Genomic DNA, 12,443 nt, shown 5'->3' on the forward strand with positions numbered 1-12,443 from the left:
AATCGGGTTCAATCCAGGGCCTGGCTCTTGGGATGCAGTCCGACCAGCATTTCCTTCCGGAGGACTGCCCTGGGCAGGAAGGGTGCCAGATCCTCGAGCGGGGGTGAGACCAGGGTTCCGTCGGGCCGAACGGCCAGGGAGAGCTTGGGCCCGAGAATCTGCTCGGGGTCGAGGGAGACTTGGCAGAGTACAGGCCCGGGCGTCGCGAGGGTCCGGGCGATCATTGCCGACACCTCGGCGGGGTCCGACAGGCGGAGGCTCGGGATCCCGAAAGCTTCCGCCACCTTCGCGAAATCAGGGCAGGTCACGCCACTGGCCGAGCCGCTCGCCACCAGATGCTCGCCGAACAGGGCCCGCTGGGTCTGCCGGATCGTCAGGTAGCCGTCGTTGGCGTACAGGAAGATCTTGATGGGGAGCTGGTGGTGGAAGATGGTCTGGAGTTCCTGGACATTCATCATGGTCGAACCGTCCCCGGCCAGGAGGATCACGCGGCCCCCTTTGCCGAAGGCCGCACCAATGGCGCCTGGAAGGCCGAACCCCATTTCGCCCAGGCCGGTGGAGGTGACCAGCCGTTGACCGGCTTTGAGGGTGATGGCCTGATGGGTGGTGGTGAGGGCGGCCCCCATGTCCGTGACGACAACATCGTCTTCGGCCAGCTCTTCGACCAGCGCTTGCGCGAACCGGTAGGAATTGAGACGCCCGGTCGACTGCACATGGAGTTCCGGTTCCACAAGGGGGTAGCGCCCCTCCCAGTCGCAGCACTGGGCCAACCAGGAGGCCGGCTCCGGCTGGGCGGGGATGGACTCCCGGATCGCATCCAGGAACTGCCCGGCATCCGCGTGGATCTTGAGGAACCGGTCGCTCTCGGGCAGTTTGCCGAGTTCCGTGCCATCGATGTCCACCACGGCGACCTGGGCCCCGCGCGCGAACTCGCTCCATTCATAGCCAACCTGGGGAATGGCCAGCCGGGTGCCGATGGCGATCACCAGATCCGAATTCTGCAGGACGAAGTTCCCGCAGCGCTGCCCATAGACACCGGCATGGCCGAAGTGGCGGGGATGGGAGGAAGGCACCATGTCCGCCCCGTTCCAGGAGGTCAGGAAGGGGAAGGGCAGATGGTCAAGGAACGCGTCCAGCTTCCCCAGGGCGCCCGCCAGCCGGATCCCGTGACCCAGCCAAAGGACCGGCCGCTTTGCGTTGCCGATGAGTTCCCGCACCCGCGCCATGTGCGGGCCGAAATCCACCGCCTCGGCAACGGGACGGGCATACCCCTCCAGGAGGTTCTCGTCGACCTGCGCAGCCTGGATATCCGTGGGGATGTCCAGCCACACGGGGCCGGGGCGACCCGAACTGGCCAGATGCCAAGCCTTTTCCAGGTGCCACCGGATCGTGGACGGGTCGGTGATCATTGCGCTGTATTTGGTGATACCCGAAACCATCTTCGCAATGTTCGTGCCCTGCACGCCCCACATCCGCAGCGGGTTGTCCTCACGGGCCCAGGCACTCTTCTCCTGGCCCGAGATTATCAAGCAGGGAAAGGAATCCGCCCAGGCGTCCAGGACGCCAGAAATGGCATTCACGGCACCGGGACCGCCGGTGGTCATCATCACCCCCATCCGGTCCGAAAGCCGGTGGTAGGCGATGGCGGCCATAACCCCCGCCTGTTCGTGGTGGGGGCATACGTAGGTAAGGTCCGGATGGTCATCCACCCCCTCCAGAAGGTGGACGTTGCCCGCTCCCGAAATGGCGAAGATATGCCGCGCCCCGTGGGCGGCGAGAAACGAGGCCACGTAGCTGCTGAGTTTCATCATCCGTTGTCCTTGGCGGCGAGCAGCGCCTCCAGATAGCCGAGGTCCCTTTCGCAATCCAGATAGTGCCACGGCCCTTCATAGGGGAAGGCCATCATCTGGCCATCCTTGACCAGCTCCCCGAGGACCGCATCCTCAAGCACCTTGCTGGCGGGGTTGCCCAGATAGGCTGGATTGAAGAGCTCCTGGCGGAATGCGTAGAAACCACCATTGATGTAATCATTCTGGATGACGGGGTTGTCTGAGAACCCACGCAGGAGATTCTCCCCCCGCTTCATCCCCAGGATCCGGAACCGGGTCGGGAGCCGCGCCGCCAGGCACGTCGCGATGAGCCCATGGTCCAGGTGGAACCGGGCAAGTTCACCCAGCTTGACGTGGCTGAGCGTATCGCTGTAAGTGACCCAGAACCAGGGCACGTCCCGAAGGAGAGGCTGAACCTGCTTCACCCGTTCCGCGGTTGGCGTGGCAAGTCCGGTATCCACCAGGTCCACCGTCCCCTCGAGGCCCGGCCCGGCAAGCTCGAAGTGGAGGCCGTCCCCCTTGCCGACTGTGGCGAAAAGGGTTGAATAGAGATCCATCTGGTAGCCACAGCATAGGATGAAGTGCCTGGACCCGGCCTGGACGAACGTGCGGATCAAGTGGAGGATCATGGCCTCCCCTCTGACTTCAACCAGCCCTTTGGACCGCCGCGTGATACTCCCATCCACGAAGACGCCGTTGCCCCCGCACAGGATGACGACAGGAATTCCACTCAGGTTCATGATTTCGCTCCCAAGGTAGAAGGATCCGGTAGAACAAGTGCCATCAGTGGTTCCAGGACACCTGGCGCAGTGACAAGGTAGTCGAGGGTGGCATGCCCGGGGTGGAACCGCGTCCAGACTTCGCAGCCGGCGCGGGAAGCGATGGCCAAGCCGCCACCCACGTCCCAAAGTTTTGCGTTGAATCCGTAGGCACCCTGGAGCCGGCCACATGCGGTAAGGCAGAGCAGTGCCGCGGCGGAACCCAGGCGCAGGCACCCGCGACTGCTCTCGTTGACCCGGGCGAAGATCTCGTAATGGGGGGGGCCGCCCGGCTGCATTCGACCTGGCAGGCTCACGCCGATCAGGGCATCCTGCAGGGTGCTGGGCTGGGCCTTCAGGTGCTTACCGTTGAGGAAGGCCGCCTCGTTGCCGTGAGTGAAGAAGATTTCCTTGAAGGCCGGCATGGAGACCGCGCCCACGCCGAAGCCGGTGCCGTCCCAGAGCCCCACGGAAACGGCGTAGTAGGGCATGCCGCTGGCGAAGTTCACCGTGCCGTCGATGGGGTCCACCACCCAGAAGGGCGCGTCCATGGGGGGAAGTTCAGCATCTGGCGTGTAGGCCTCCTCGCTGAGGATCGGGTAGGCCGTTTCCATCAGGACTGCACAGATATGCTTTTCGATCATCGTGTCGAGGTTGGTGACGATATCCCGCATGGAGCCCTTGGTGCCGGTCACCACGCGCTCGATGGGCTCCTCCATGAGTTCCTCGCTGGAGGCCACCGACCGGAGAGCGGCCAGGGACTCCCTTTCAAACTGGATGGTCATGCGAGCTCTCCTTTGGGGACATTCAAATTCTCGAGGCGCGGGAGGATGATGGGCAGCTGCTCGCGCAAGATGACCTCCAGGGCCTCCCCTGGCCTCAGGCTCAGGATGTGGGAGATGAAGGTCGCCGGGGAAAGGGCCTTCCTCATGAACCCCAGGTGTCGGTCGGCGTCCGCGTCGTCGGCGAACAGGAGGGCGCTGGCAATGCCGGCCAAGAGATTGTGGGGGATGAAGCCGCTCGCGAGGCAGATCTGGGCCGCTCCAAGCAGGCGCCCATCCGACTCCAGTTTGCGGAGCGGCTCGCGGGCGACCCGGCTGATGGGGTCGCACAGCAGCTCGTTGCGGAAACGGGCCAGTTCCTTGGCCGCGTACCATTCGAGGAAGGGGTGGGGAATCTCCCAGCGGAGCTTGAGGCTGTTGAGCATTTCCATCATCGCTCCGGCGACGATGGCGTCGATTCGGGGGATGGCCATGGACTCGTGGACATAGCGCACCCCGGCCAGGGCGCCCAGGTAGGCGGCGACGCAGTGGGGCGTATTGTGCAGAAAGAGTTTCGCCGTCCACTGGGTGTGGAGCAGCTCATGGGTTGACAGGGTCTTGAAGTCGCCGGGGAGATCCCCCACGGCCTCATCGACGAACAGGACCCCGTCTTCGGAAATGACGGACAGGGAGTCCTTGGCCAGCAGGTGGTCGGGAGCAGAATTGGACGTGATGACATCCGGAACCGCGAAATAGACTTTGGCCAGACCGGAGGAGGCCTTGACCGCGTTAACGGTGGCCGGGTCGTTCTCGCACAGGATTATTGGGCAGTCGTAGCCCTTGACTAGGCTGGCGACCATCGCGGCGTGCCTCGGACCGACATTGATGAAAACGGCCAAGGGGTCGGGGTGACGAGCAGCGTCGAAGGTGTCAGGGTAGTAGGCCGCCTCAACAGGCACGGTCATGGCTTCGAGCTTCCCGTTGCGCGCCCGGTACGTCTCGTACCTGCCGCGATCCTGCATCGCCTGGATGATGGCCGGGGCCTTGTCCACGAATACGAACCGGCACCCGGGGAAGCACCAGGGCAGGTATCCCCGCCCGATGGCCCCAGCTCCAATGATTAAGATCTCCCGTGTCGAGGATCCAATGGTCATAAGGTCTCTCCGATCGCCCATGGCACAAATTCTTCCCAACCGAGGCCCAGCCGTTCGCTGGAGGTGGTCTCCCCGCTCGCGACCCGGATGAGTTGGTGATAGATCTCCGCACCCACCTGGGCCGTCTCCCCATGCTCCACCACCCGGCCGGCATCAAAATCGATATCCCCCGCCAGACGCGCTGCCAGGGAGCTATTAGTCGCGATCTTCAGGGTCGGCGCCTGGGCGCACCCATAGACGGATCCCCTCCCCGTGGTGAAGGCCACAAGATTGCAACCGCCTGCGACCAGACCGGTCACGGAAACGGGGTCAAAACCCGGCGTGTTCATCAGGACGAACCCAGGCCCCATCACGGGCAGGGCGTAATCCACCACCTGCGTCAGGGGGCTGGACCCGGACTTGGCAACCGCGCCCAGGCTCTTCTCGACGATCGTCGTGATGCCCCCACGGATATTTCCGGGGGAGAGGTTGTCGTTCAGGGTGACGCCGTGGCGCTGGGAGTAGGCCCGCCACCAGTCGAAGACCCGGAGCAGGTCCTCCCGGACCTGGGGGCTGGCTGCCCGCTGAATGAGCAGGCCTTCCGCTCCGTGGCACTCCGGAATTTCCGCCAGGGCGACTGTGCCTCCCTTGAAGGCCAGGATATCGCTGACCACCCCGAGGGCCGGGTTGGCGGTAAGACCGCTGAACGCGTCACTGCCGCCGCAATTGAGCGCAAGCCTCAGATCGCTGACGGGCAGTTCCTCCCGTTCGAGAACCGGCAGATGGTCCAGCATTTCCGCCACCAGCTCGATCCCCTTCGCCACCGCGGGCCCGGTTCCGCCACACTCCTGGATGTCCATGCGTTCCAGTGGAAAATCTTCCCAGGATGCATCGCCGCTCCTGGACGCGCAGATGCTCTGGAAGGTCGTTCCCTCGCAACCCAGGCCGATTACGACCGCTCCGACCACGTTGGGGTGGAAGATGGAACCTGCGAGGGTGCGGTTGAGAGTTTGGTAAGCACCACCACCGATTGTCTGTGCGCAGCCGCTGCCATGGGTCAAGGGAATGATCCCGTGGATACCCCGGGCCCGGAGATCCTGACCCTGGAAATGGCGGCAGACCAGTTTGACCACCGTGGCCGAGCAATTGACCGTGGCCGCAACTACGATGTAGTTCCTCGTGCCGTTGGGCCTCCCCTTTCGCCGGTATCCAAGGTAGGTTCCCGGGAGGTCGGCCCAGCCGGACTCCTTGGCGGATGTGATTGGCACCGAGGTTTCCCGGAAATGATCCTCGGGCATGGCGGCGTTGTGCACATGAACATGCTCGCCGGCCTGGATCGGCCTGGTGGCAACGGCGATGGGCATTCCATATTTCAGGATGGGTTCCCCCACCCCGACGGCGCGCACGGCTATTTTGTGGCCGGACGGGATGGCCATGGCAACAACGCCCCTGAGGTCCCCGCTGGTCCAAGGGTCCCCCGTTTCCAGCCCCTCGGGGCGGATCACGACGGCAACATTATCGAGTGGATTCAGTTGAACCAAATCCGAAATTTCATTGAGCATAATCACTCCTGGCCCAGTGCTCGGACGTGCTTGGATGGCCTGCCTAGATTCGCCCAAAAGCCCTTCGGACAGTCGCAATGATATGGTCAAGGTGTTCCCGCCGCAAACCGGGGTAGGTACCCACGAAAATCGAATCGTTCATGATCCGATCCGCTCCAGCCAAGTCGCCTACAACCCTGAAGGCGCGGCCACCGCTGTCGCTGGCAAGCTGTACGAAGGCGGGCTGCCTGACCAGATTCCCTCCGAAAAGCATGCGATTGCCGATCCTGGCCTGGTCGAGGGCGCAGGCCAGGCCCGTCCGGGTGACAGGGCTGCCGGGACGCACCAGCATCATGAAGCCGAACCAGCTGGGGGCGGTCACGGGCTTCCCGGGGGTCCACTGGAAGCCGCTTTCGCTCCATCCGTTCGCATGGGTGGGCAGGGTGAAATCAATGACATCATCAAGGTCCATCAGCCCGTGCCGCAGGTAGGCCCAGTTGTCGATCCGGCTCTGGATGAAGGCCGGCAGCTTCTTGAGCTGCTGGCGACCGATGGCGGCCTGGGGATCGAGGGGTTTCAGGTTGTACCCGAGGTGGCTGTATATATATTTGTGATCGTAGCCCTGGGGGAGATCTCCCAGCTGCCATTCGAAGCGGCGCTTGCAGGTGTTGTCCTTGCCGGAAGGACACCAGCAGTCCCGTCCCCAGTCGCGGATGCTCTCGGCCACCAGCTTGAGCAGGGGTTCAGTCCTGACGTTCACGGCCCCCCCTTCGCCAAGCGTTAGGTGGTGGGGCGGATAGAAGCTCTGGGTCGAGAGATCGCCAAAGGTGCCCGTCAGGGCCTCCCCGTAGCGGCTGCCCAGGCTGTCGCAATTGTCCTCGATGAGCCAGAGGCCCTTCTCCTTGCAGAACCGGACAACTTCACCCAGATCGAAGGGGTTGCCCAGGGTATGGGCGATCATCACGGCCTTGGTCTTTCCTGGGACGTAGGCGTCCTCGAGGCACTCCACCCGGACATTGCCCGTAAGGGGATCGTTGTCCACGAAGACAGGGATCGTCTGGCACTGGATCATCGGTGCGACGGTGGTTGGGAATCCTGCGGCCACGGTGATGACCTCGTCCCCCGGCTGGATCCGGCGCTCCCCCAGCTTGTGGCTGGTCAGGGCCGACAGGGCCACCAGATTGGCGGAGCTTCCGGAATTCACGAGCAGGGTCCTGGAGACCCCGAGCATCTGCGCGAATTCATTCTCGAAGGCCGCCCCTTCCGGACCGAGGGTAAGCCAGAAATCGAGCATCGAGGATACGCCGGCGGCGACCTCCTCCTCGTCGAATACCCGGCCGGCATAGGGGACGGTGGTTTCGCCAGGGACGAAGGGCTTTGGGGCTTCGCGAAGACGGATGAGTTCCCGGGTGCGTTCCAGGATTTCCTGTCGGAGTTGGGCAAGTCGTTCGGTCATAAATTCATCCCTGTTCATCGGGTCCAAGGCAGCCCGAGGGAGGCGGCCGCTGCCTCGAAGGCATCGATTTGTTGCAGAGTCAATTCCTGGGCCACAAGACCCTCGTGATGCCCCCGGTACCAGGCCACGACCTGGCGCACGGTCTCGGAGAAGTCCCAGGTCCCATGCCATTGAAGAAGGGCATGGGCCTTGGAGCAGTCGAGTTTCAGGAGGCCGGCTTCGTGAGGCTGGTTGGCCTCCTGCTGTACCTGGACCTCCCCGGCGCCCCAACTCGCCACCAGCGCGTCAGCCAAGGCAAGGACGGTGACGACCGATGCCTCGCTGGGGCCAAAGTTCCAGCTTTCCGCAAAACGCCAGCCGTCCTCTCCGAACAGGCGGGCGCCCAAATCCAAGTAGCCGGAAAGGGGTTCGAGCACATGCTGCCAGGGCCGGGTCGCCCCCGGGTTACGCAAGGTCAGGGGTCTGCCGGCCCGGATGGCGCGAACGAAATCGACCACGATCCGTTCAGGGGCCCAGTCGCCTCCCCCGATCACATTGCCGGCCCGAGCGGAGGCCAGGCGGAGGCCTCCACGATTCTGGAAAAAGCTCTTGCGCCAGCTGGCCACGGCCAGTTCCACGGCGCCCTTGCTCGAACTGTAGGGGTCGTGACCCCCCAGGGGGTCCGATTCCCGGTACCCCCAAAATTGTTCAACGTTTTCATAGCATTTGTCGGAGGTGACGACCACGCACGCTCGTACCCCCGGGGTCAGGCGTATGGCCTCCAGCAGGTTGACCGTGCCTCCCACGTTGGTATCCCAGGTGCACTTGGGATCCTGGTAGCTGGGTCGCACCAGGGCCTGGGCAGCGAGGTGGAAGACGATCTCGGGCCGGGCCTCTTCCACGATCAGGCGAACCGCCTGTACGTCCCGGATATCGGCGACGTGGTGCCGGATCTGGTCCTCCAGGCCCAACAGATCGAAAAGGCTTGGGGTGGTCTCTGGGGCGAGGGCCAGGCCCGTGACTTCGGCCCCGAGGCTCAACAGCCACCGGGTCAGCCAGGCGCCTTTGAACCCGGTGTGCCCGGTGATGAGCACGCGTCGTCCCTGATAGATATTCTGAAACATCACCACACCTTCCATGGGGCCTTGCCTGAGGCCCACAGTTCCTCTAGGAGAATTTTGTCACGAAGGGTATCCATCGGTTGCCAGAAACCTCGGTGCTTGAACGCGGAGAGCTGGTTCTGGCGGGACAGTTCCTCCAAGGGCTTGCGCTCCCATATGGTGGCGTCCCCTTCGATGAGGTCCAGTACCTTGGGCGAGCAGACGAAGAAACCGCCATTGATCCAGGCGCTGTCTCCCTTGGGCTTTTCCTGGAATGCCGCGATGCGGGAGCCGTTGAGGTCCAAGGCCCCAAAGCGGCCCGGCGGCTGGACTGCGGTCAACGTGCAAAGGGTCTTCTCTTCCGCGTGAAAGGCCAAGAGGGCCTTGATGTCCACATCCGCGACCCCGTCCCCGTAGGTCAGGCAGAAGTCCTCATCGAGGTACGGGGCGATCCGCTTGATCCGGCCGCCGGTCATGGTCGCCTCGCCGGTATCCACAAGAGTCACTCGCCAGGGCTCGGCGGACTGGTGGTGCACCTCCATCTTGTTGTCCCGCATGTTGAACGTGACGTCGGACGTGTGCAGGAAATAGTTGGAAAAATATTCCTTGATCACATAGCCCTTGAAGCCGCAGCAGACGATGAAATCGTTGATCCCGTGGGCAGAATAGGTCTTCATGATGTGCCAGAGGATGGGCTTGCCCCCGATCTCGATCATGGGTTTTGGCCTGATCTGGGTTTCCTCACTTATCCTGGTGCCCATGCCGCCCGCAAGGATGACCGCCTTCATAGGGTTTCTCCGTAAGCTTCCAAATGCCCCTGGCCGCGAAGGTACCAGGCGACCGTAGCCTTGAGCCCGTCCTGGAATGAATGCTCCGGCCTCCATCCCAGTTCGGTCTGGATCTTGGTGGAATCAATTGCGTACCGGCGATCGTGCCCGGCCCGGTCCTGCACGAACGTCTTCAAACCGCGGCTGGTGCCCTGGGAACGGCCAAGCTGCAGGTCCACCGTGTCGCAAAGGATATCGATCAGATCGAGGTTCTTCTGCTCGTTCTCGCCACCGACACAGTACGTCTCCCCGGCCACACCGGAAAGCATCGCCGTTTCCAGGGCCGAGCAGTGGTCCTCCACGAACAGCCAGTCCCGGATGTTCTGGCCATCACCGTAGATCGGGATCGGCTCGTTGGCGACCATCCGGGCAATAACCAGGGGGATCAGTTTTTCCGGGTGCTGTCTGGGGCCATAATTGTTGGAACAATTTGTTGTTATCACGTCCATAGCATAGGTGTGGTGGTAGGCGCGCACCAGGTGGTCACTGCCGGCCTTGCTGGCACTGTACGGACTGTTCGGGGCATAGGCCATCGTTTCGTGGAATTTCCCTATCTCACCAAGGGAACCATAAACTTCGTCGGTGCTTACATGCAGGAAACGGCAGCCCTTCTGCCCCGCCCACGCCTGTCGGGCCGCCTCCAGCATGCTGAAGGTGCCAACCATGTTGGTCCGGATGAACTCGGCTGGGCCGGAAATGCTTCGATCCACATGGCTTTCTGCTGCCAAATGGAAAATCCTGACCACGGCGTTCCGTTCGATCACGTGGCGGACAAGTTCCAGGTTGGTGATGTCGCCCTGGATCAGGTCCACGCCGGACAGGCCCTCGATCTGGGAACGATCGGAAGCGTAGGTCAGCTTGTCCAAAACCACGACCCGGTCGCCGGGGTGGTTCCGGACCCAGCGATGGACGAGGTTGCTGCCGATGAAGCCAGCACCGCCGGTAATGAGGATGGTCTCGGTCAATGCCTCTCCTTTTAGATCTCTGGAAATTGGATAACTTCGCCCAGCGCATCCGCCCAGGCCGGCATGAGGTCCGTGCCCAGGGTGCCCCGGCGAGTTCCATCCAGCACGGAGTAAGCCGGGCGCGGCGCGGGTAGGGGATAGTCCCGGGTCCCGCATGGTTTCAGGTCCACTTGAAGGCCCGACTGGCGGAAGATTTCCGCAGCGAACCCGTGCCAGGAGGTTTTCCCTGTGCAGGTGGCGTGAACCAGGCCTTCCCAGCCCTCCTCGACCGCGACCCTCATCTGACGGGCCAGGGCCCGGCAGGAGGTAGGGGAGCCGAACTGGTCATCCACCACCCGAAGGCTGCGCCCCTGGGCCGCGCAGGCCAGCATTGTGCGGAGGAAGTTCTTGCCCCAGGCATCGTAAAGCCAGGCCGTGCGCAGAATGAGGTGCCTGGGGGCCAGGGCTGCCTTCTGTTCACCAAGCAGCTTGGACTTTCCGTATTCCGACCGGGGACCCGTGGGGTCGTCCTCCCGGTACGGGCGGTCCCCCGTGCCATCGAAGACATAGTCGGTGCTGATCTGCACGAGAAGGGCGTTCACCTCACCGCACCCCCTGGCGAGCCAGCCGACGGCTTCGCCATTTACCAGTCGGGCCAGCCCAGGTTCCGTCTCGCACCGGTCCACCTGCGTGAAAGCGGCGCAATTGACGACGACATCGGGACGGAAGCCTCGCAGCGCCTTCAGAACGGAGGCCTCGGAACACAGATCCAGGCTGGATTCCTCGGGAAGGATGAGATCATGGCCCGACCAGGTCTTCTGGATGGCATACGCCAGTTGGCCCGCGGCCCCAGTCACCAGGATGTTCATCAGAGCTGCGCCCTTCGGGCCCGCTCATCCAGTACGAAGGGGCTGGCCGGGTCATCCTCGTGCCGGATCTCATCCACGGGCGCCTTCTTTCCGTCTCCCATGAACAGCCTGTCCGGACAGTTGATGACGAGGCCCGGTTCGTGGCTGATGCACCGGTAGCAGTGGACGACCCCTTTGGGGATGATCGCCGAACCTGGATTGTTGAGGCCCATAGCCACTTCCATCCGGTTGCCGAAGGTGGGAGATGAGGGCCGGTTGTCCCAAAGGGTGAGCTTGAAATCGCCAGGCCCGACCCAGCAGAACAGGTCCGCCTGGTCAACATGCTCATGGGGGCCGCGCAGCACACCCGGATGCGTGACGCTCACGTAGCACATCTCGGGGCGGAACCAGGCGGGCAGTTCGTCGTGCCTGAAGATCTCGGCCAGCCAGCCGCGCTCGTCGATGAATTTGCGGAATGGGGTAATCACGACACCTTCGATGATTCCCCGGGTGAAGGTCATTAGAGCCTCCTCGCGATGTCCGGGAAGGCCATGGCTTCCTTGAGCGCCAGTTCGTTGGCGTGGGCCAGGCTGGGGAACGTCCCTGCGTCCGTCCACCATCCCTCCAACACCCCAAACGTCAACTCCTTTCGCCGGATGTACTCATTGTTCACGTCCGTGATTTCCATCTCGCCGCGACCGGACGGCTTGACCGTGCGAATGATGTCGAAGACGGAGCCGTCGTAGAAGTAGATGCCGGTGACGGAGAGGTTCGATTTGGGGGTCGAGGGCTTCTCCTGGATACCGACGATGGAACCGTCCAGGACCTCGGCAACGCCGTAGCGCTGGGGGTCGGGAACGGGCTTCAGAAGGAGCCGCGCGCCCTTGCCCTGGGCAACATAGGCCCGCACTTCGGCCGTTAGGTCATCCTGGAAAATGTTGTCACCGAGAATTACGCACACCGGCATGCCCGCGGCGAAGTTCTCGCCCAACCCGAGGGCCTGTGCGATTCCGCCCGCCTCGTCCTGGACCTTGTAGGTGAACCGGCAACCGAAATCCTTTCCACTGCCAAGGCATCCGACCACGTCGCCCATGTGCTCGGTGCCTGTGACGATCAGGATCTCCTCAATGCCAGCCTGCTTCAGCTTCCAGACCGGGTGCCAGAGCATGGGCGCATAGCCTACCGGCAGGAGATGCTTGTTCGTGACTTTCGTGAGCGGATACAAGCGCGATCCGGTCCCACCTGCGAGAACAATTCCCTTGATTGG

The 12,443-nt window shown here is 63.1% G+C and carries 12 protein-coding genes; all 12 read right to left on the bottom strand.

Translation table 11 applies throughout. The annotated features are described in order from the left end of the window. Positions 1-8: 8 nt before the first annotated feature. The 12 genes from RAH40_RS13250 to RAH40_RS13305 all read right to left on the bottom strand — a co-directional run bounded on the left by RAH40_RS13250 (position 9) and on the right by RAH40_RS13305 (position 12,440). Positions 9-1,811: a thiamine pyrophosphate-binding protein gene (locus RAH40_RS13250; RefSeq protein WP_306602299.1), complete on the bottom strand. Its 1,803-nt coding sequence runs from the start codon at positions 1,809-1,811 to the stop codon at positions 9-11. Continuing rightward, positions 1,808-2,458: a hypothetical protein gene (locus RAH40_RS13255; RefSeq protein WP_306598027.1), complete on the bottom strand. Its 651-nt coding sequence runs from the start codon at positions 2,456-2,458 to the stop codon at positions 1,808-1,810. Before RAH40_RS13255 ends, RAH40_RS13250 begins: the two co-directional genes overlap by 4 nt. A 107-nt stretch (positions 2,459-2,565) precedes the next feature. After that, a complete protein-coding gene (locus RAH40_RS13260) occupies positions 2,566-3,372 on the bottom strand; it encodes an inositol monophosphatase (protein ID WP_306598028.1) in 807 nt (268 codons plus the stop codon). Beyond that, positions 3,369-4,400 (bottom strand): hypothetical protein, encoded by a 1,032-nt coding sequence (locus tag RAH40_RS13265; protein ID WP_306598029.1) that lies wholly within the window; start codon positions 4,398-4,400, stop codon positions 3,369-3,371. Before RAH40_RS13265 ends, RAH40_RS13260 begins: the two co-directional genes overlap by 4 nt. A 98-nt stretch (positions 4,401-4,498) precedes the next feature. After that, positions 4,499-6,043 carry a UxaA family hydrolase gene (locus RAH40_RS13270; RefSeq protein ID WP_306598030.1) on the bottom strand — a complete coding sequence of 515 codons (1,545 nt, stop codon included), beginning with the start codon at positions 6,041-6,043 and terminating at the stop codon, positions 4,499-4,501. Positions 6,044-6,086: 43 nt separating this feature from the next. Next, a complete protein-coding gene (gene rfbH / locus RAH40_RS13275; protein ID WP_306602300.1) occupies positions 6,087-7,496 on the bottom strand; it encodes a lipopolysaccharide biosynthesis protein RfbH in 1,410 nt (469 codons plus the stop codon). Further along, positions 7,493-8,596, bottom strand: coding sequence for a CDP-glucose 4,6-dehydratase (gene rfbG, locus RAH40_RS13280; RefSeq protein WP_306598031.1), 1,104 nt, complete (start codon positions 8,594-8,596; stop codon positions 7,493-7,495). The genes rfbH and rfbG overlap by 4 nt, the downstream gene beginning before the upstream one ends. Further along, positions 8,581-9,345 carry a glucose-1-phosphate cytidylyltransferase gene (gene rfbF / locus RAH40_RS13285; protein ID WP_306598032.1) on the bottom strand — a complete coding sequence of 255 codons (765 nt, stop codon included), beginning with the start codon at positions 9,343-9,345 and terminating at the stop codon, positions 8,581-8,583. The genes rfbG and rfbF overlap by 16 nt, the downstream gene beginning before the upstream one ends. Next, entirely contained in the window at positions 9,342-10,349 is a 1,008-nt protein-coding gene (rfbB, locus tag RAH40_RS13290) for a dTDP-glucose 4,6-dehydratase (RefSeq protein ID WP_306598033.1), read from the bottom strand. Before rfbB ends, rfbF begins: the two co-directional genes overlap by 4 nt. 11 nt (positions 10,350-10,360) lie before the next feature. Beyond that, positions 10,361-11,197 carry a dTDP-4-dehydrorhamnose reductase gene (gene rfbD, locus RAH40_RS13295; RefSeq protein WP_306598034.1) on the bottom strand — a complete coding sequence of 279 codons (837 nt, stop codon included), beginning with the start codon at positions 11,195-11,197 and terminating at the stop codon, positions 10,361-10,363. Next, positions 11,197-11,697, bottom strand: coding sequence for a dTDP-4-dehydrorhamnose 3,5-epimerase family protein (locus tag RAH40_RS13300; RefSeq protein ID WP_306598035.1), 501 nt, complete (start codon positions 11,695-11,697; stop codon positions 11,197-11,199). The genes rfbD and RAH40_RS13300 overlap by 1 nt, the downstream gene beginning before the upstream one ends. Next, entirely contained in the window at positions 11,697-12,440 is a 744-nt protein-coding gene (locus RAH40_RS13305) for a sugar phosphate nucleotidyltransferase (protein ID WP_373432578.1), read from the bottom strand. Before RAH40_RS13305 ends, RAH40_RS13300 begins: the two co-directional genes overlap by 1 nt. Positions 12,441-12,443: the final 3 nt, after the last annotated feature.

The organism is Geothrix sp. 21YS21S-2 (genome assembly GCF_030846775.1).
Classification (GTDB): Bacteria; Acidobacteriota; Holophagae; order Holophagales; family Holophagaceae; genus Mesoterricola.